At 37.7% G+C, this 19,301-nt stretch carries 18 protein-coding genes; 14 read left to right on the top strand and 4 right to left on the bottom strand.

Going from position 1 to position 19,301, the window contains the following annotated elements; translation table 11 throughout:
• Positions 1-11: 11 nt before the first annotated feature.
• Positions 12-1,445, bottom strand: a complete 1,434-nt coding sequence (locus CJ263_RS00460; protein ID WP_229702369.1) for an L-serine ammonia-lyase — start codon at positions 1,443-1,445, stop codon at positions 12-14.
• Positions 1,446-1,644: 199 nt separating this feature from the next.
• Between CJ263_RS00460 and dnaK the strand changes: the two genes are divergently transcribed.
• A complete protein-coding gene (dnaK, locus tag CJ263_RS00455; RefSeq protein WP_094995458.1) occupies positions 1,645-3,552 on the top strand; it encodes a molecular chaperone DnaK in 1,908 nt (635 codons plus the stop codon).
• 154 nt (positions 3,553-3,706) lie between these two features.
• Entirely contained in the window at positions 3,707-4,627 is a 921-nt protein-coding gene (locus tag CJ263_RS00450) for a hypothetical protein (RefSeq protein ID WP_094995457.1), read from the top strand.
• A 1-nt stretch (position 4,628) separates the two neighbouring features.
• Here the strand turns inward: CJ263_RS00450 and CJ263_RS00445 are convergent, their stop codons facing one another.
• Both CJ263_RS00445 and CJ263_RS00440 read right to left on the bottom strand, forming a co-directional pair.
• A complete protein-coding gene (locus CJ263_RS00445) occupies positions 4,629-5,180 on the bottom strand; it encodes a GNAT family N-acetyltransferase (protein WP_094995456.1) in 552 nt (183 codons plus the stop codon).
• Between the two features lies 1 nt (position 5,181).
• Positions 5,182-5,829, bottom strand: coding sequence for an alpha/beta hydrolase (locus CJ263_RS00440; RefSeq protein WP_094995455.1), 648 nt, complete (start codon positions 5,827-5,829; stop codon positions 5,182-5,184).
• Positions 5,830-5,890: 61 nt separating this feature from the next.
• On the opposite strand from CJ263_RS00440, the gene CJ263_RS00435 reads away from it, so the two are divergent.
• The 9 genes from CJ263_RS00435 (at position 5,891) to CJ263_RS00395 (ending at position 15,338) form a co-directional block, all read left to right on the top strand.
• Positions 5,891-6,313, top strand: coding sequence for a PaaI family thioesterase (locus tag CJ263_RS00435; RefSeq protein ID WP_094999038.1), 423 nt, complete (start codon positions 5,891-5,893; stop codon positions 6,311-6,313).
• Between the two features lies 1 nt (position 6,314).
• On the top strand, positions 6,315-7,427 hold the full coding sequence (locus tag CJ263_RS00430; RefSeq protein ID WP_094995454.1) for a chorismate-binding protein: 1,113 nt from the start codon (positions 6,315-6,317) through the stop codon (positions 7,425-7,427).
• A 50-nt stretch (positions 7,428-7,477) separates the two neighbouring features.
• A complete protein-coding gene (gene menD, locus CJ263_RS00425; protein ID WP_094995453.1) occupies positions 7,478-9,226 on the top strand; it encodes a 2-succinyl-5-enolpyruvyl-6-hydroxy-3-cyclohexene-1-carboxylic-acid synthase in 1,749 nt (582 codons plus the stop codon).
• Between the two features lie 40 nt (positions 9,227-9,266).
• The gene (locus CJ263_RS00420) at positions 9,267-9,605 is read left to right on the top strand and encodes a DUF2853 family protein (RefSeq protein WP_094995452.1); all 339 of its coding nucleotides are present in this window, start codon (positions 9,267-9,269) and stop codon (positions 9,603-9,605) included.
• 100 nt (positions 9,606-9,705) lie between these two features.
• Positions 9,706-10,539, top strand: a complete 834-nt coding sequence (locus CJ263_RS00415) for a CvfB family protein (RefSeq protein WP_094995451.1) — start codon at positions 9,706-9,708, stop codon at positions 10,537-10,539.
• Between the two features lie 187 nt (positions 10,540-10,726).
• On the top strand, positions 10,727-11,329 hold the full coding sequence (locus tag CJ263_RS00410) for an SPOR domain-containing protein (RefSeq protein WP_094995450.1): 603 nt from the start codon (positions 10,727-10,729) through the stop codon (positions 11,327-11,329).
• Positions 11,329-12,237 carry a 1,4-dihydroxy-2-naphthoate octaprenyltransferase gene (gene menA, locus CJ263_RS00405; protein WP_094995449.1) on the top strand — a complete coding sequence of 303 codons (909 nt, stop codon included), beginning with the start codon at positions 11,329-11,331 and terminating at the stop codon, positions 12,235-12,237. Before CJ263_RS00410 ends, menA begins: the two co-directional genes overlap by 1 nt.
• A gap of 34 nt (positions 12,238-12,271) precedes the next feature.
• A complete protein-coding gene (locus tag CJ263_RS00400) occupies positions 12,272-13,036 on the top strand; it encodes a LytR/AlgR family response regulator transcription factor (RefSeq protein ID WP_094995448.1) in 765 nt (254 codons plus the stop codon).
• 334 nt (positions 13,037-13,370) lie between these two features.
• Positions 13,371-15,338, top strand: a complete 1,968-nt coding sequence (locus CJ263_RS00395; protein WP_094995447.1) for a sensor histidine kinase — start codon at positions 13,371-13,373, stop codon at positions 15,336-15,338.
• 3 nt (positions 15,339-15,341) lie between these two features.
• On the opposite strand, the gene CJ263_RS00390 is transcribed toward CJ263_RS00395, so the two are convergent.
• Positions 15,342-16,136 carry an SDR family oxidoreductase gene (locus tag CJ263_RS00390; protein WP_094995446.1) on the bottom strand — a complete coding sequence of 265 codons (795 nt, stop codon included), beginning with the start codon at positions 16,134-16,136 and terminating at the stop codon, positions 15,342-15,344.
• Between the two features lie 99 nt (positions 16,137-16,235).
• Between CJ263_RS00390 and CJ263_RS00385 the strand changes: the two genes are divergently transcribed.
• Genes CJ263_RS00385 through CJ263_RS00375 form a run of 3 tightly spaced genes read left to right on the top strand, consistent with a single transcriptional unit; the run spans position 16,236 to position 19,293 of the window.
• The gene (locus tag CJ263_RS00385; protein ID WP_094995445.1) at positions 16,236-17,288 is read left to right on the top strand and encodes an o-succinylbenzoate synthase; all 1,053 of its coding nucleotides are present in this window, start codon (positions 16,236-16,238) and stop codon (positions 17,286-17,288) included.
• Positions 17,279-18,214: a CPBP family intramembrane glutamic endopeptidase gene (locus CJ263_RS00380; RefSeq protein ID WP_094995444.1), complete on the top strand. Its 936-nt coding sequence runs from the start codon at positions 17,279-17,281 to the stop codon at positions 18,212-18,214. The genes CJ263_RS00385 and CJ263_RS00380 overlap by 10 nt, the downstream gene beginning before the upstream one ends.
• 2 nt (positions 18,215-18,216) lie before the next feature.
• Positions 18,217-19,293, top strand: a complete 1,077-nt coding sequence (locus tag CJ263_RS00375; RefSeq protein ID WP_094995443.1) for an AMP-binding protein — start codon at positions 18,217-18,219, stop codon at positions 19,291-19,293.
• Positions 19,294-19,301 lie beyond the last annotated feature (8 nt).

The following is a 19,301-nucleotide window of genomic DNA, read 5'->3' as shown; positions in this document are numbered from 1 at the left end:
TTATTGCCCAATCAACAATCGCTTAGGAATACTCCAACAGCCAGTCCTCCCTCAGAGGTCTCTTTATATTTGGAACTCATATCCTTGGCGGTCTCCCACATGGTCTGGACAACTTTGTCCAAGGGTACCTTGGCTTCTGAAGGGTCGGACCCCAAGGCCAGTTCCGCCGCATTGATGGCCTTGATAGCTCCCATGGAATTTCGTTCAATACAGGGAATTTGGACCAGGCCACCTATAGGATCACATGTAAGGCCCAGATGGTGTTCCATGGCAATTTCAGCTGCCATAAGGACCTGTTCCGGTGTTCCGCCTAATAGTTCCGTCAGGGCACCCGCCGCCATGGCGGAAGAGACCCCTATTTCTGCTTGGCAACCACCCATGGCGGCGGAAATGGTGGCTCCCTTTTTAAATATGCTTCCTATTTCCCCGGCAACCAAAAGGAACTGTTTTACATGTTCAAAGTTACCTGCATGGTTCTCGATCACCAAATAATACATGAGTACGGCCGGTATTACTCCTGCGCTTCCATTGGTCGGGGCTGTTACGACCCTTCCCAAGGAGGCGTTAACTTCATTTACACTCAATGCAAAACAACTTACCCATTGTAAAATCTGTCGAAATTTCACCTCCGTTTGCCTGATGGATTGAAGCCATTCCTCAGGGTTCGTGTAGGGGAGGTCGCCCATTAGGTTTTCATGTAGTTCAAATGCCCTTCTTTTTACATTTAATCCTCCGGGGAGTTTCCCTTCCGTATGGCAACCTGTATACATGCATTCGAGCATAGTATTCCACACCCTGCCAATCTGATAATCAATTTCTTCATCCGTTCTTAAGGACCTTTCGTTTGCCAGAACTATTTCCGATATACTTTTTGATTCTTGGCTACAAACTTCCAACAATTCCTTTCCATTTTCAATAGGATAAGGAAAGGTATTGAAAGCCATGTTTTTTTTCTTGGCGTTTTTACGCTCCTCAACCACCACAAATCCTCCTCCAATGGAATAGTAGGTTTTGGATATTTTTTTTCCACTATCCAACAACGCCTGAAACTTTAATCCATTGGCATGAAAAGGCAAGAACTTTTTATGGAATATAATATCCTTTTCCACATTGAAATCAAGTGCCCTTTTCCCGTCAAAATTTAGTTTTTGGGTGCTTTTCACTTCTTGGACCAAAGAGTGGATTTCTTCCACAGGAATAATTTCTGGATCAGCCCCAAGAAGACCTAAAATTAGAGCATAATCTGTTGCGTGCCCTTTACCTGTTAAGGATAGTGAACCGTATACATTGACGGTAATAGATTCTACTTTATCAAATTGCCCATCTTTCCTTAATTCTGAAATCCATCTTTCCGAGGCCCGCCAAGGACCCAAAGTATGGGAGCTGGAAGGCCCTATGCCAATCTTTAGCATATCAAAAACACTAATGCTCTCTCTTTGCGCCATATTCTTCAATCTAGTCAAATACTAAAGTACAAAGTTAGATTGAGGAAACTATTGTTTTCAATTTTGATTTGTTTAGGGTCTACATCAAAGGGTTTGTGTAACAAAGAATGACATCCTGTCAGTTTTTATCCCTTGGCATATTGTTTGTCATTAACAGAGTGATTGAAAAATTAAGCACTTAAATTTTAAAACATATAAAATGAGTAAGATTATTGGAATAGATTTGGGTACTACCAACTCCTGTGTCTCCGTGATGGAAGGTAATGAGCCAGTAGTAATTCCAAATGCAGAAGGTAAAAGAACTACACCATCCGTGATTGCTTTTGTGGATGGCGGTGAAATAAAGGTTGGGGATCCTGCCAAAAGACAGGCGGTTACCAATCCGCATAAAACTATTTACTCCATAAAACGATTTATGGGTAATAAATTTTCCGAGTCGGAAAAAGAGGCAAAAAGAGTTCCTTATAAGGTTACAAAAGGTGATAATGATACTCCGCGCGTGGATATTGATGGTCGTTTGTACACACCACAGGAATTGTCCGCTATGATTCTTCAAAAAATGAAGAAAACGGCAGAGGATTATTTGGGGCAGGATGTTACCCGTGCGGTAATTACCGTACCTGCTTACTTCAATGACTCTCAAAGGCAGGCAACAAAAGAAGCCGGTGAAATTGCGGGTCTAACAGTGGAGCGAATCATTAATGAACCTACCGCGGCTTCTTTGGCTTACGGATTGGATAAAAAGGATACCGATCAAAAGATAGTGGTATTTGACTTTGGTGGTGGTACACATGACGTTTCCATATTGGAATTAGGAGACGGTGTTTTTGAAGTATTGGCTACTGATGGGGATACCCACTTAGGAGGTGATGACGTTGATCAAAAAATAATAGACTGGTTGGCTGAAGAGTTCAAAGCGGAAGAAGGATTGGATTTACGAGATGACTCTATGGCCTTACAACGATTACGTGAGGCAGCTGAAAAAGCGAAAATTGAGTTATCTTCTTCAGCACAGACTGAAATCAACTTGCCATATGTTACGGCTACCGCATCCGGTCCTAAACACTTGGTACGTACCTTGACGCGATCAAAATTTGAGCAATTGATAGCCGATTTGGTAAAAAGAACGATTGAGCCTTGTGAAACAGCATTGAAATCTGCAGGACTCTCAAAAAGTGATATCGATGAGATTATTTTGGTAGGGGGGTCTACAAGAATTCCTGCCGTACAAGAGGCCGTTGAAAAATTCTTTGGTAAGAAGCCTTCCAAAGGTGTGAATCCGGATGAGGTTGTTGCCATTGGGGCTGCTATACAAGGTGGTGTTTTGACCGGAGATGTTAAGGATGTATTACTTTTAGATGTTACACCACTTTCACTAGGTATCGAAACTATGGGAAGTGTAATGACCAAATTGATCGAGGCGAACACGACCATACCTACAAAGAAATCACAGGTATTCTCGACTGCCGCTGATAATCAGCCTTCCGTGGAAATACATGTGCTACAGGGTGAGCGACCTATGGCCGCTGATAATAAAACCATTGGAAAGTTCCACTTGGATGGAATTCCACCAGCACCTAGGGGAACACCTCAAATTGAAGTAACATTTGATATCGATGCCAATGGTATCATCAAGGTTTCCGCAACCGATAAGGCAACCGGAAAATCCCAAGATATTAGAATCGAGGCTTCTTCCGGATTGACCGAGGAAGAAATCAAAAAGATGAAAGCCGAAGCAGAAGCAAATGCGGAGAGCGATAAAAAAGCTAAGGAGACTGCCGATAAGCTGAATGAGGCCGATGGTATGATTTTTCAGACTGAAAAGCAACTTTCCGAATTTGGCGATAAATTGTCCGATGACAAGAAGAAACCTATAGAAGAAGCATTGGCCGAATTGAAAAAGGCTTACGAATCCAAAGATTTGGCGGTTATTACTCCTGCTTTGGACAAAATCAACCAAGCTTGGAAAGTAGCCTCTGAAGAGATGTACAAGGCACAGGCCGAAGCACAACAGGGGGGAGCAACCCAGGGAGAGCCTACGGCAGATAGCGGTAACGCATCCGAAGGTGATAACGTTGAGGACGTAGACTTCGAAGAAGTCAAGTAGCCCGTCCTGAGCGAAGTCGAAGGGTAGACTTCGAAGAAGTCAAGTAAGAGATTATCATAACTATCTCATAATGAAAAAAGGAGCGATTTTAATCGCTCCTTTTTTATTTTGGAATGTAATTTGTTTGGGGAGCTAATTGAGTTAATTTTGTAGTATGATAAAAAACTACATCGGTGTTTTAGTATTGATGATATTCGTTTTGCCATTATCTGTTTTTGGTCAGGAAGTAAGAATTTTTACGTTGGAAGATTTTGACTTAAAGGATAGTGTCAAAACTTGTTTGGTCAGCACTAAGTATGGCAAGGAGGAGTATGACTTTAACCGAAAGGGATTATTGACCAAGTCCGTTACCCGTTATAATGAAGCCGATTATGATGTAGTTTACTATAAGTATCGGGATAGTCTTTTAGTTGAAAAGAGATCGGAAACCTATAGGGACAATAAATTTGACCCAAGTACTTCCATTGCCCATTTTTTCGAATTGGATACTACTGAAAACAGAAAGATTACAGAAAAAATCATTTCGTATGATAAGGAATTTCTGGACCAATATGTCTATACCTATGATGATAAGGGGGATTTGACTAAAATGGTTAGAATCAATAATGAAGGTACGGATGAAACATTGGTGGAATACAAGAAATATAAAGGAGAGTTCACTATAACCTATTTATTGAACGAAGTACCCTTAAAATCGATTAGAACCTCCTATCAGAAAAAAAATGGGGAGAATCAAAAAATCGTGCTTACCAAGGAGTTTTTAAAAGGAGAAGGCAACAAGGCGTATGAGGAAGTCTTTAATGAAAAGGATATGTTGCTTGCGCGGCAGGAATTTGAATATGACGCCACTGCCAAAAAATTTATTCCTACCATAAGGACTTCATATGAATATGACGAAAAAGGTATGCTGGTAGAAGAAGTTACCCGTGGTGACAATCTGTTGGATAAAAAGGAATATATCTACCAATATGATAAGGAAGAGGGAGGCAATTGGGTAAAGCAAATTATAACTCCGGAAAATGCTTATGTTACCAGAAAGATTACCTATTACAAACAGGAAAAAAAAGAAAAGTAGCCTAGTTAGGGTTCTTTTCCCATTCTTCTTTTAAAAGACCATAGCAACAGGTGTTTCTTTTAAATCCGTCCAAAAGATAGACATCCTTTCTTAAAATACCTTCCAAGGTACACCCTAGTTTTTCAACGGCTCTTCTAGATTTCAGGTTACGTTCGTCAACTCTAAATTCCACCTTTTCAAAACCGAGGTCCATAAAGGCATAGTGCAACATTAATTTTTTCATTTCGGCATTTAGACCTGTTCCCTGAAATTCCTTGCCAATCCAGGTAGAGCCTATATGCAGTACCTTATTGCCCCAATGAATGTTCATATATCTGGAACTGCCCGCATATTTCGATAGTTTTTTATCATAAATGATAAAGGGAATCGCAGACTTTTGGTCTTGGTGTTCCAAGGCTAGGGTAACGTATTTTTTAAGAGACTCGGGAGTTTCAATATCGGATGGGGAATATTGAACCAATTTTTTTTCGGAAGCCACTGGAATTAAGTACTGATAATTTTCCAAGTTCAGGGGCGATAGCTTTACTCTTTCGTTTTCAAGAATAATTTCCATATCAATCAGCTAGGGAATTAATAATTTCTTTTTTCAGTTCGTGTCCGCCTTCAAATGTAATTTTTTCCGCTTTACCTTTAAATAACTCTATTAATTTATTGTTTTCCTCTTTAAGTCTATCGGTATTGATATACTCATCTTCAGTACCCACAATCGAGTATATTTTAGTTTGATTTTCAAATAGACTATTAAAGTCCTTTGCGGACAGTTCATTGGGCAGTCCACCTGCATATAAAACTAGTTTTTCACATTGTAATCCTGTTTTTGCAATGAGCCTTGTTGCAATTGAAACCCCTTGGGAAAAACCCAGTACAATTAAATTACATCGTTTTGGAATACTTTCGTTTTCGATAACTTTTTCTATATAGTTTAGAACATTTTGGGTTTCTTGTTCCCTGTCCACACGAGTCAACCAGCTGGCCCCAACATGTCTGTATTGGTTGTTCAAATAATATTTTGAAGGTGCCTGTGGGGCAATTATGTAATTCTTCAAAGGATTTAACTCATCAAAATATCTAAGGAAATATTTGCTCAAAAAGCCAATACCATGAAAGACCAACCAAACATTTTTTGTTTCTGAACCCAGTTCGTTGAGCGTTTCATAAGAATTGGTATGTTGGTATTGTACTTGTTTTATATGGGTATTCATAAATCTGATGCCTTTGTTTCTATCTCTTGGGTTTCTATTCCTTAATTTTGCACAAAAAAGTATGGGCGATCACAAAGATAAGATTCTTGAGGTGTGCAACACTTCTTCCAGGAATACCTTAATGGAAACCTTGGATATAGTGTATGTGGAATTGGGCGAGGATTATTTAGTAGCAAAAATGCCCGTTACCCCCAAGGTGCATCAACCAGATGGAGTTTTGCATGGAGGCGCTATGGTGGCTTTGGCGGAAAGTGTAGGCAGTATGGCTTCCTATATATTTCTAAATGCTGCTGAGTTTTTTGTAAGGGGGATTGAAATTTCCGCTAACCATGTTAAGAGCATCAAAGAAGGATACGTTTTTGCAAAGGCTTCCTTTATTCATAAGGGGAGAACGACCCAAGTTTGGGATATAAGAATAACCAATGAAGATGATCAATTAATATCTGTTTGTAAATTGACCACCATAGCCTTGCCAAAAAAATAATATGTTAACCTCTCTTATTGAAAAGGCACGAGATCATTATTTGCAGCAACTCCCTTTTGTACTCTACAGAAAACCAAAGGAAGCCAAAATCAATGGAATTTTTCAAAGTGATGATGTATTACATGGGGTTACGGATTTCAGTGAAAGTGGTTTTGTTTTCGCACCCTTTGATGATGATGATACCGTTATTTTAATCAAGGTCGATGAAAAGCTAGAGGAAATTATTCAGCCTGCTCATATCCAGGCAACATTGGATACGGTTGAAGTTACTGATGATGTTTTTGCAAAGGGGGCCTTTGTGGATATGGTAGAAAAAGCCAAAGATGTAATCCATAGCGGTGATATAGAAAAAGTGGTGGTTTCCAGAAAAAAAGAGTTGCCAGTTTCTGCCTCGGCCATAGATATATTCATGAAATTGGTCGGTACCTATGAAAACGCATTTTGTTATTTATGGCATCATCCCAAAATTGGCACCTGGTTAGGTGCCACACCGGAAATTTTAATAAAAAGTACCGGAAATTCTTTTACTACCATGTCATTGGCAGGAACTCAATTGGCCAATGGAACAGATCCTGTTCCCACTTGGGGCGAGAAGGAACTGGAAGAACAACAATTAGTGACCGATTATATCGGAAGAGTTTTGGAGGGAAAAGTCACGAAACTAGAAATTGGTGTCAAAGAGTCCGTAAGGGCAGGTCGTCTATGGCATTTAAGAACTAAAATAACGGGAAATTTCAAAAAAGGTGAGCTGGGAAGTTTGATTAGGTCATTACATCCCACATCGGCCGTATGTGGAATACCAAAGGATAGGGCCAAAAAATTCATAATGGAGCATGAAAGCTATAACCGGTTATTTTATACGGGGTTTTTGGGTGAACTAAACCTTACAAAAGAATTTTCGAGGAACTCAAATTCAAGAAATCAAGAAAATAATGCATATAGGTCTGTCCGAACCGCCACAGAGCTTTTTGTAAACCTGCGTTGTATGATGTGGGAGCCAGGTAAGGCAACTTTGTTTGTTGGTGGAGGTATTACTGCGGGGTCAAATCCGCAAAAGGAATGGGAGGAAACCGAAAACAAAAGTCAGACTCTTTTAAAAGTACTTTTGGATTAACCCTTAAGCTTTTGGTTTATGAAGTTTAGAGGTATTATTTTTGTACACTGATGAAGTATTCCATAATACCCGTGGTCCAATCGATAATTGGACATTGCCAGGTCAATGACATTAAAAACATTGTCATTTCACCGGGCTCCAGAAATGCACCATTGACCCTTTCCTTTACGAACGATTCTTTTTTTAAATGTTTTAGCATCGTAGATGAGCGTTCTGCGGCATTCTTTGCTTTGGGCATGGCACAAAATTTAAAGCAGCCCGTTGTTTTGGTGTGTACCTCCGGAAGTGCCTTACTAAATTATTATCCCGCTATTGCTGAAGCTTTTTACAGTGAGATTCCCTTGATTGTGATTTCGGCGGATAGACCTTCCTACAAAATTGATATAGGCGACGGACAAACCATCCGTCAGGAAAATGTATATGAAAAGCACATTGGATATTCCGCCAATCTAAGACAGGACGTAGTTCATGCTACGCAAAGGATACAAAAATATCGGCCTTCTTGGATTGAAGGGAAAAACCTACAAGATATTCAGACCGATGTTAAAATGTTTAATGAGACCGAAATCAAAAAAACATTGGCAATAGCATTTCAGCATAGACTTCCAGTTCATATAAATGTTCCTTTGGAAGAGCCTTTGTACGAGACAGAGGAAACCCAATTGGAGCTTCCGGAGGTGGTCACTGTTGAAGACGAAAATCCGGGCAATATACCACAAGTGTTTTTGGACGCTTGGAACAATTCAGAACGTAAAATGGTTTTGGTAGGGGTGAATCCTCCCAACATGTTTGAGCAGGAAATTTTGAATAAATTAGGTGAGGATCCATCGGTGCTCGTTTTTACGGAAACCACCTCCAATCTGCATCATCCCAATTTTTTCAACAGTATAGATTCTATACTTGCACCCATTGAATTGAGTAAGGAAGGACAGGAATTGTTTTTGGATCTAAAACCTGAAATTTTGTTAACCTTTGGAGGGCATGTAGTTTCTAAAAAAATCAAGGCTTTCCTAAGAGAGTATAGGCCACAACATCATTGGCATATTGGTATGACCAAAGCCAATGACACTTATTTTTGTTTGAGTCAACATTTTAAGATACCTGTAAATAGATTTTTTGAATCGGTTTACGGGCATGAGCAAAAGAAATCTTCTGACTATCGGGAAAAATGGATAGGGATACGCAACAGATATCAAATGAAAAGAAAGAAGTATTTAAAGGAAATACCCTTTTGTGATTTTTTGGTTTTCGATAAAGTTTTAAAATCCGTTCCAGAAAACTTTCAATTACATTTGGCCAATAGTTCAACCATCAGGTATACGCAGTTATTTTCCTTAGAACAATCACTCAAGGTCCATTGTAATAGGGGAACCAGTGGAATAGATGGAAGTACCTCTACGGCCGTAGGTGCATCTGTATACAATCAATCACCCACTTTATTGGTCACTGGGGACCTCAGTTTTTTCTATGATGGAAATGCTTTATGGAATGATTATGTCCGAAATGATTTTCGAATAATACTTATAAATAACGGCGGAGGAGGTATTTTCAGAATATTGCCAGGCCGAAAGGATACGGAAGCCTACGAACGATTTTTTGAAACCAAACATTCTTTAAGCGCATCCAATTTATGTAAGATGTTCAATTTTGAATATACTATTGTAAAGGACGAGAATGAACTGCAGAGTACCTTGATGAATTTCTTTGAACCCTCTGATTTTCCTAGACTATTGGAGATACATACCCCAAGGCTTATCAACAATAAAATTTTGACAGATTATTTTCATTTCATATCTTAGGGAAAATATTAACTATTAACTTAATAAGACACTACAAATTATGAGTAAAAGAGACGAGCTTATTGAAAAATATGCAGCAGACATCAAAGATAAATTTGGTGAAACTGCAGATATGGATTTGCTTACCAAAGTAACCGTTGGTTTGGGACCTTCAATCTATAACCTTGACGCCTCCAAAGTGTCGGGAGGTGATGAGAAAGAGCTTGAGACGGTAAAGAACAATTATTTGATAAAAAAATTAGGCCTAAGTGATGGGCCTCAATTAATGGATGCTATTAAATCCGTAATGGAAAAGTATGGCTCTGCTAATAGAAACAAGCATAGGGCTGTTGTGTATTATATGCTCTGTAAGCATTTCAACAAAGCTTCCGTTTATTAATGGTATCTTCAGATATTTATAAAAGCTGTTTCCTAGGAAACAGCTTTTTTATTTTATGACAATTCTATTGTTCCACCTTTAATTGGTTTAATTTTGCGTTATGATCGAGATTGGAAGAAAAAACAATTTAAAAATTTTAAGGGATACCAGTGTGGGGCTATTTCTTGGCGATGAGGGTGGAAATGATGTTCTTCTGCCCAATAAATATGTGCCCAGTACCTACGAGATTGGTGATGATATTGAAGTTTTTTGTTACCTGGATTATGATGAAAGACCAGTGGCTACCACCTTGGAACCGGATATCATGTTGGGGGAATTCAGATTATTACAGGTAGCTGAAGTAAATGAGTTTGGAGCTTTTATGGATTGGGGTCTTGAAAAGCACTTATTGGTACCTTTTAGGGAACAACGCAATAAAATGAAACAAGGGCAATGGTATGTTGTCCATTGTTATCTGGATGATAAGACCCAAAGGTTGGTTGCTTCCAATAAATTGGACAAGTTTTTGAACAATGACCATCTTAATCTTACCGAGTGGGAAGAAGTAACCTTGGTAGTCACCCGGCAAACAGACTTGGGATGGGAGGTTATTGTGAATGAAAAACATAAGGGATTGGTATACTTCAATGAAGTTTTTAAAACCATAAACATTGGTGATGTAATTCCAGGTTGCGTTAAGAAAATAAGGAAGGACAACAAAATAGATATATCGTTACAACCCCTTGGAAGCAGGGTTCTAGAGCCAGCTGCCAATAAGATTTATAACGTGTTAAAGGAGAATGGGGGATTTTTGCCTTTTCATGACAAGTCGGACCCCGAAGAGATTAGGGATATGTTTCAAATGAGCAAGAAGACTTTTAAAAAGGGATTGGGTACTTTGTACAAAGAAAGAAAAGTTAATTTGGAAAAGGACGGTATCAGTTTGGTGGAATAGAAAATACTAGATGTAAGAAAAAGCTTAAAATGCTGGATTTCAATTTTTTAATCTGAATATTGTGAGCTTATTTTTTGTATAATTTCCCTTTAATCCTATTTTTGTCCCTTGTTGTGGGAAGAAGTGTAATTCCGACTCTTTTTTTACTTAAATTTAGTGTAGTATTAAGATTTAAAAAGTTAACAGTATGCCCTTTATCGAAGAAAGTGATCTTTTAGAGTTGCATAAAGATATAGATAAGGCCCAAATAATCAATGAACGGCTTTTAGATCAAATAAAATTTAAAAATAAGGAGCTTAAAAGAAGTAAGATACAGCGGAATATTTTTGCTGGAATTACTACCTTTTTTTTGATAGGCGGTTTGGCACTTACATCTTTTACCGCTGGATTGAATACTTCCAATTCTTTGGATAAGCAAAACAACAATCTTCTAGTTTCCATTGATAGTTTGGATGCCATAAAATCCAGAATTGATAACTTGAAAGCCCAGAATGACGAATTGAGTTTGGTTAAGGAATTTTACTTGGCTAAGCAATTTCTTGAAAAGGAAATGATTTATTCAGTTCAGGTCAAGTCCTTTGTGGATAATAACGTTACCTTGGCCTCAGAGGCACTTACCAACACTTTGTTCGTAAAAACAAATCCATTTTATTCCTATTCGCTTGGCACTTTTGAGACTCTTGAAGAGGCACAATCTTTTAGAAAGCAATTGGTAGATATCGGTTTTGAGGATGCTTTTGTGGCTTCTTATAAAGAAGGTAAAAGAGTACAAATAGAAGACCCTTATTAGTGACCAAATTTAAGGCGTGGATAAATGCCGCAAGGCTAAGAACCCTTCCTCTTTCCATATCCGGTATACTTGTTGGATCTGCATTGGCAAGTTACTATGGTAATTTTGATTTGGTCATCTTTTGGTTGGCCATTTTCACGACTATAGGATTTCAAGTCACTTCAAATTTTGCCAATGATTATGGAGATGGTATTAAGGGTACTGACAATCAAAATAGGATAGGTCCCAAAAGAATGTTACAAAGTGGTCTTTTATCCAGAAAGGCCCTCAAAAGGGGTATAGTTGTTTCCATTATAATAGATGTTTTACTGGTCGTTTCACTCTTATTTTTTTCCTTTGGTAGGGACGAATTAGGTTGGATACTCTTTTTTTTGATTTTGGGTGGGCTAAGTATTTGGGCCGCTATAAAATATACCATTGGGAAAAATGCTTATGGTTATCAAGGTCTGGGTGATATTTTTGTTTTCTTATTTTTTGGCTTGGTGGGCGTATTGGGAAGTATGTTTCTATTTATAAAGACTATTCCTTTAAGTTCGTTATTTCCTGCTATTGCTATTGGACTATTAAGTGCAGCTGTACTCAATCTGAATAACTTGCGGGACCATCAATCAGATAAGGAGTCCGGAAAAAATACCCTTGTGGTTAAAATAGGTTTTTTAAACGGAAAATTATATCATCTTGTATTATTGGCCGTGGCCTTCTTATCAATTTTGATGTTTATGATAATCACTGCTAATAATTGGAAGGAGTACATTGGATTACTCGCATTTATTCCAATTATTTTCCATGCAACAAAAGTTAAAAGCATTAAAAATCCGGCTATGCTGGATCCAGAACTCAAAAAATTGGCATTAAGTACTTTTTTAATGGCGTTGCTGTTTTATTTTAGTTATTACAATTTTTCGTAGTTTTGGACGTTAACCCACTAAACCAATAACAATTTTGGAACAACCTATTAAAATACTTATAGTAGAGGACAATGTGATCATCGCGGATGATATGCAGTCTATGTTGGAGGAGATTGGTTATGAAATTGTAGACAATGTTATCGTTTATGAACAAGCTGTTGAGGTGTTGAAAACCCAACAGGTAGACCTTGTCCTAATTGATATTATTCTTGCCTCGGACAAAACTGGTATCGATCTTGGGAAACACATCAGGGAAAATTATGATATTCCATTTATTTTTGTAACCTCGAACTCGGATCGAGCCACCGTCGAAAACGCAAAGACCGTTAAACCAAATGGTTATTTGGTAAAACCTTTTGAGCAACAGGACTTATATACATCTATAGAAATTGCTTTATCCAATTTCATATATGGAAAACAGGCTTCTGGGAATTCTGCCAATAGTTCAGCAAATTCCAATGAAGATGTACCTATGAGCAATTCTATTCTTAAGGATTCTATATTTGTCAAAAAACAGCATCTATACTATAGAATTCAATTTGGGGATATACAATTTATTAAAGCCGATAATGTTTATTTAGAGGTGAATACGGCTGACAAAAAATTCTTGGTTCGTTCTCCCTTGAAGGATTATTTGGAGAAATTACCCCAAAATAAGTTTTACAGGGCGCACAAATCATACATTGTTAATGTAGATCATATAGATGCGATTAACTCAAAGGATATTATGATCAACAATACCTTGATACCTATATCCAAGGACTTTAAAGAGTTCATCATTTCTGCTATGAATTCTTGATTGATTGTGAGGGGTTAATTCCCTAGCAACCAATCTTTATTGTCGATAAAGTGCTTAAAAAATCAGTTGAAATGAATAGTTTTCCGTTCAACTGCTTCTTCACAACAAAAATTCGACATTACACAACATTAACGCACAACAGGGGATTGTAAATAATATTTTTGTTATAAGGGTATTTAATAATCCATTGGGAATGTCGATTAAAAAGAGTTCAATAATAAACCTCATATTAGGTTATTGGACGGACTCGATTCAGGTTTAATTCTCATGACAGGATTATACGTATTATCTTTTCATGAATTGATTAGGTTTGCCCCATTGTTTTGAACATGATATGAAGAAAAGCTTTTTGGTACTTTATTTAGGCGTGCTTTGGTTTTTGTTTTCTCCTTCTGGGGTTAACGCACAAGAGGTGCCATCCCAAAGCGAGAATTACTTTCAGAAATTCAAGGAACTTTCCAGTTCCGAAAGCCGTACCGATTTTTTCTTTGATACCTCGAACAGATACAACCAAAACTCTGCATATGATTGGTTGGATACGGTAAACGTATACTTAAACAGTTCTCAAAAGACTAATGATAGTATGGCCGTGGCCGATTATCAACTGATCCAATCCAAAATTTATTATGACTTGGGTGATTATGAGAAGAGTTTGGCTATTGCCAAAGATTTGTATGATGATATGGAAGGTTACCCCATAGAAAGGAAATCGCTTATCCTTAATATTATGGACGATGACTATTCTAAATTGGAGTTATATGATAAGCAAATTGAAACACGGAGGTATAAAAGGGAATTGCAACTAACGGAAAATGTTTCGTTTTATGATATTTATTCTAGCCTTGGTCAGCATAGAAAAGCTATGGAAGACTATATGACCGAGGAAAAGAAAAATATTGAGGATGGTGATTTTTATGCCCAGGCAGTTTACAACAACAATATTGGGAACTATCTACGGTTGGACAAATCAACCCCAACTGCCCTAAGTTATTTTAATAAGGCAAACGCACTAATAGACGTTTATTTTAGTGATATAATAAATGCGAAAACTGCTAATGAAATTAACGAAGGCAATCATTTAAAGGGAGTAATTCTTGGAAATATTGGTAAATGTTATGTACAACTAAAGGAATATAAAAAAGCGATTCCATATTTAGAGGAAAGTATATCGTTGATTAAAAAGCACAATACGGGCAAAGTTTCCACGGAGTTGGTGGAAAACACCTTGGAAGTTGCGGAATGTTACCTTCAGCTAAACGATTACGAGAAGGCCACGGATTATTTGAGCAACGATCTTACACCTGTAAAAATTAAAAATGTCCTCAAAAAAAATAGCTTATTCGCTTCCTATTATGATCGAACCGGCGATTTTAAAAGTGCCAACGAATACCTAAAACAGAACAATAGGATCAGGGACTCCTTGGATGAAAACGATACCAATATCAAGAGCCAACAGTTGGAATCCGTACTAAAACAGGATTTGGAGAACTCTAGGAAATTGATGGAGGTGCAAAAAGCCGATTTGGAAAAATCCAGAAATGAAATTCTTGAAAAGGACGAGCGTATAAACCTGGTTTTTATTTCCTTGATTTTTACCTTGCTAGGTTTCTCCGGTTTGGTATATGCCTATTTAAAAAGTATTAAAAACCAAAGATTGATTGCAGAACAAAAACATTTTATTGAGAATTCTCTAATAGAGAAGGATTCTTTATTAAAGGAAATCCACCATAGGGTAAAGAACAATCTCCAAATGGTTTCCAGTTTGTTGAGCCTCCAGACTAAAAATACCAAAAGCAAAGCCGCCATTGTAGCTCTGGAAGAGGGTAAAAGTAGAGTTAAAGCTATGGCACTAATTCATCAAAAGTTATATCAGAACGAGGACTTATCCGTTATAGAAATGCAAGGATATATTGAGAGTTTGATCAATAGTGTGCAATCCGTTTATAAAAAAGGGGGACATAACATTAATATTACCATAGATGCCGAGGGTGTAGAGCTGGACATAGACCGGGCAATTCCGTTCGGACTTATTCTTAATGAACTAGTCTCCAATTCTTTTAAATATGCCTTTCCACATGATGAGGAAAATGGCAAGATCTATATACATCTCAGAAAAATACAAGGACAGGAAGGTTTTTTTGAATATACGGACAATGGTGTTGGACTTCCAGAAGATTCTGACGAAAGGGCCAATTCCTCCATGGGTATCCGTTTGATGAATCGACTTGCCAATCAATTGCAAACTACACTAAACACGGATAGGACGGCAGAAGGAGTCCGTTTTTGGTTTCACTTTAAGTAAGCCCTACCTAACCTTGCTTTTAAGAACAATTTTGTGCAAAAGCTTGGGAAAAAATCTTTTAAGGTAAATACCATATTTTTCCTTTCCGCCAATATATACCTCAAAGTTTTTCCTCTGTATCGCCTTAATTATTTTTTTGGCACAGTCTTCTGCGGAAATTCCATTTTTTGTGGCATTGTCGTTCGAACCGGAGGTACTTCCATCTCCCACCAAGGCATTTTTAGAAATATTTGTTTGAACGAATCCCGGGCAGACGAGGGTAACGTCAATATTATCACTTTCATGTTCCATTCTCAAGGAATCAAAGAATCCGTGCAGGGCATGTTTTGAACCACAATAACCAGATCGATAGGGGGAGGAAAATTTACCCATTAGACTGGTAATGGTTACGTAATGACCTGTATTTTTCTCGATAAAATAGGGAAGCAAGGACTTGGATAATTGTATGGTTCCCAAGTAATTGATGTTTATCATTTCTTGAAATACTTCAAATGATGTATCCTTGATTAAGGAGCGCTGACTAATACCACCATTATTGATGAGGATATCGATACTTCCATAAAAGTACTGGGCCTTCTTTGGCATTAGTTCCAAATCTTTAAAATTGCCCAAATCCAAAGAAAGAATAGCAACGTTTTCCGGATACGTACATTTGTTTTTTACACGCTCCAATTCGGTTATTCTTCTGGCCGATATTATTAGTTTGGCACCTATCTCATTGAGTTGATATGCAAGGGCCTCACCAATTCCCGAAGAAGCCCCGGTAATCCAAATTATCTTATCCTTTATACTCTTCATGGTTTCTTTATTGAATGTCAAAATATAACTAAATTTGAAGGATTCAACTTAAATCAGAGTAAAGGATTTTGTGTTGAACAAAACGATTCTGGATTTAAGATGAAAGCAAGTTTCAAAAAGTACATACTTAATTTCAAGCGACCCAGTGGAACTTCTCGCGGTACTTTAAGGATAAAGGAAACATGGTTCTTGATTTTGGAGGAGGATGGAAAGTCGGGAATAGGTGAATGTGGTCTTTTTAGGGGGCTAAGCTATGATGACGTTCCGGAATATGAAGAAAAGTGTAGATGGGTCGAGGATAACATTCACTTAGACAAGTCGGTACTTTTGCAAGAATTGTTGGATTTTCCCAGTATCCAGTTTGGATTGGAACAAGCTTATTTATCATTGGAAAGTGAAAATCCATTTGAACTTTTTCAAACCTCCTTTCTTTTTGAAAACAAACCAATACCTATCAACGGTCTTATTTGGATGGGAGATACCGGGTACATGAAGGAGCAAATCCAGGAAAAACTGGAACAGGGTTTTTCGTGTATCAAAATGAAGATAGGAGCAATCGATTATAGGGAAGAATTGTCTTTGTTGGAATCCATACGCAAGGACTTTTCCTGTGATGAAATAGAACTTCGAGTCGATGCCAATGGGGCATTTTCTCCTGATGAGGCGTTGGACAAGTTGAATGAACTTGCGCAGTTTTACCTTCATTCCATAGAGCAACCTATAAAGCAGGGAAATTGGAAGGCTATGAGGGGGCTTTGCCAAAATACACCCTTGCCAATTGCTTTGGACGAGGAATTGATTGGTGTAAACACGTTGAAAGAAAAGGAAGAGTTGTTGTTAAAAATAGAACCGCAGTACATTATTTTAAAGCCCAGTTTGGTAGGAGGTTTTGGGGGAAGCAGGGAATGGATAGATTTGGCCGAAAAATACCAAATTGGATGGTGGATAACCAGTGCTCTGGAAAGTAATATAGGTTTAAATGCCATTGCCCAATGGACGGCCACCTTAAACAATATAATGCCACAAGGATTGGGAACAGGAGCGTTGTTCACCAATAATTTTGAAAGTCCGTTAGAAGTAAAAAAAGGGGGGCTGTATTATAACAGGGAAAATATCTGGGAAAATAATTTAATATTGAATTTATGTATATAGAACAGGCATATAAAGGCGATAATGCAGCTTGGAAGGTCATTTTGACAGTCCTAATCAGTACGGGGATTTTTATTGTGAATTTCATCTTTTTTTTGATGATTTCTCCCGAGGATTTAGAGAAGACCTATGAGTTGATGAAGAAATTACCTCCCATCGTAAATCTTGTTTCTAACCTTGCACCGTTTATATTTCTATTACTTGTCTTGATTTTAATGGTTGTTTTTTTGCACAAGCGAAGCTTTATTTCCTTGACGACGGCAAGAAATAAAATAGACTTTTCAAGAGTTCTTTTTTCTACAGGGTTAACAATTCTCCTCACCTTGGTTTTTTTTGCGGTAGGGTATTTTATAAACCCGGTTGATATTGAATGGAATTTTAAACCACTAAAATTTCTGGTTTTAGTTGTTGTAAGCTTAATTCTCTTCCCATTTCAAATTGGTTTCGAGGAGTATCTTTTTAGAGGTTATCTAATGCAACAGATTGGAATTTTAGTAAAAAACAAATGGTTCCCATTACTGTTAACTTCAATAATGTTTGGATTGATGCATTCTGCAAATCCAGAAGTCGCTGAAATGGGTTATATAACTATGGTTTTATACATCGGTTTTGGTTTATTAATGGGTATAATGACCTTAATGGACGATGGATTGGAATTGGCACTTGGGTTTCACCTTGGTAATAACCTAATGGCGGCTTTGTTGGTTACCTCCGATTGGTCGGCAATTCAGGCAGATTCGTTATTTAGAAATACAGCAGAGAGTGCAACAGGTGACATAGTCCAAGAAATGCTAATTTCTGTTTTTGTTACTTTCCCTCTAATTTTATTTGTGTTGTCAAAAAAATACAAATGGACGAACTGGAAAGAAAGGCTGACGGGTAAGGTATTGGAAAAGGAAGAATTTCTGGCCCAGGAAAACAATCTATAAGCATGACGTTTTCAAAGGTGCATCCCAATTTTAAAATAAATGGGATACCCATTTCCAAAGATGAACTGTCTGAAGTGGCCTATAGCTTTATAAAAGAAGGGAAGCCTTATCAGGAAAGTATTGGTAATTTTCTGTTGGATTGGATATCGCCAACCGATCATATCTTTGTAAAAACATCAGGTTCAACAGGTAAACCAAAGACGATTACCCTACTCAAAGAGCATATGCGGAACAGTGCTCGAGCAACGGGCGAATATTTCAATTTGTTTTCAGGAAATGTCTGTTTACTCTGTTTGCCCTGTGAATATATTGCAGGAAAGATGATGATGGTACGTGCTTTGGTATTGGGACTGGATATTCATATCACTGAACCAAACTCCAAACCATTACAAAGAGTTGAAAAATCCAAAACCTTTGATTTCTGTGCTATGGTCCCATTGCAGGTCCAAGCTTCTTTGGAAGAGCTTGAACGTATTGATAAGCTCATTGTAGGCGGAGCCCGATTATCGAATGAAATAAGGAATAAATTGTCACAAAGGCGAATGAAAGCTTATGAGACCTATGGCATGACGGAAACTATCACTCACGTGGCCATAAGGGAAATTGTCTCAAAACCTGAACAACAACCTTTCCAGGCATTGCCCAATGTACATTTTTCATTGGATGAAAGGGGATGTTTAGTGATAGAGGCACCTAAAGTGTCTTTGGAAAAAATAGTAACCAATGATATGGTGGAATTACTTTCGAACACTGAATTTATATGGTTGGGAAGATACGACAACGCGATTAACTCTGGAGGAATAAAATTGTTTCCAGAGATTGTAGAAGGTAAATTGCAATCCTTTTTGAATAGGCCTTTTATGATTGGGGCTATAGAGGATAAGGTGTTGGGACAAAAATTAATTCTAGTCCTTGAAACGGACAACCCAGATGAAATCAAAATAAAAGATTTAAATTCAGTACATAGTTTGGAACCTTACGAACGTCCTAAAAATATAGTTTATCTTAAGGAGTTTATTAGAACCGATACTGGAAAAATACAACGAGACCTAACCTTGAAAAAGGCATTAAATAATTAACAAATACC

This window comes from Maribacter cobaltidurans (genome assembly GCF_002269385.1).
GTDB lineage: Bacteria > Bacteroidota > Bacteroidia > Flavobacteriales > Flavobacteriaceae > Maribacter > Maribacter cobaltidurans.
The sequence above is the reverse complement of the archived record's forward strand: the minus strand, read 5'-3'. Positions and strand labels throughout refer to the sequence as shown.

Bases quoted from the DNA above. Each gene is read 5' to 3' on its own strand.
- dnaK (WP_094995458.1), top strand. From the start codon at position 1,645: ATGAGTAAGATTATTGGAATAGATTTGGGTACTACCAACTCCTGTGTC.
- CJ263_RS00460 (WP_229702369.1), bottom strand. From the start codon at position 1,445: ATGGCGCAAAGAGAGAGCATTAGTGTTTTTGATATGCTAAAGATTGGC.
- CJ263_RS00445 (WP_094995456.1), bottom strand. From the start codon at position 5,180: ATGGAAATTATTCTTGAAAACGAAAGAGTAAAGCTATCGCCCCTGAAC.
- CJ263_RS00375 (WP_094995443.1), top strand. From the start codon at position 18,217: ATGACGTTTTCAAAGGTGCATCCCAATTTTAAAATAAATGGGATACCC.
- CJ263_RS00420 (WP_094995452.1), top strand. From the start codon at position 9,267: ATGAGTAAAAGAGACGAGCTTATTGAAAAATATGCAGCAGACATCAAA.
- CJ263_RS00380 (WP_094995444.1), top strand. From the start codon at position 17,279: ATGTATATAGAACAGGCATATAAAGGCGATAATGCAGCTTGGAAGGTC.
- CJ263_RS00430 (WP_094995454.1), top strand. From the start codon at position 6,315: ATGTTAACCTCTCTTATTGAAAAGGCACGAGATCATTATTTGCAGCAA.
- CJ263_RS00395 (WP_094995447.1), top strand. From the start codon at position 13,371: ATGAAGAAAAGCTTTTTGGTACTTTATTTAGGCGTGCTTTGGTTTTTG.
- menD (WP_094995453.1), top strand. From the start codon at position 7,478: ATGAAGTATTCCATAATACCCGTGGTCCAATCGATAATTGGACATTGC.
- CJ263_RS00410 (WP_094995450.1), top strand. From the start codon at position 10,727: ATGCCCTTTATCGAAGAAAGTGATCTTTTAGAGTTGCATAAAGATATA.
- CJ263_RS00450 (WP_094995457.1), top strand. From the start codon at position 3,707: ATGATAAAAAACTACATCGGTGTTTTAGTATTGATGATATTCGTTTTG.
- CJ263_RS00435 (WP_094999038.1), top strand. From the start codon at position 5,891: ATGGGCGATCACAAAGATAAGATTCTTGAGGTGTGCAACACTTCTTCC.
- CJ263_RS00385 (WP_094995445.1), top strand. From the start codon at position 16,236: ATGAAAGCAAGTTTCAAAAAGTACATACTTAATTTCAAGCGACCCAGT.
- CJ263_RS00390 (WP_094995446.1), bottom strand. From the start codon at position 16,136: ATGAAGAGTATAAAGGATAAGATAATTTGGATTACCGGGGCTTCTTCG.
- CJ263_RS00440 (WP_094995455.1), bottom strand. From the start codon at position 5,829: ATGAATACCCATATAAAACAAGTACAATACCAACATACCAATTCTTAT.
- CJ263_RS00415 (WP_094995451.1), top strand. From the start codon at position 9,706: ATGATCGAGATTGGAAGAAAAAACAATTTAAAAATTTTAAGGGATACC.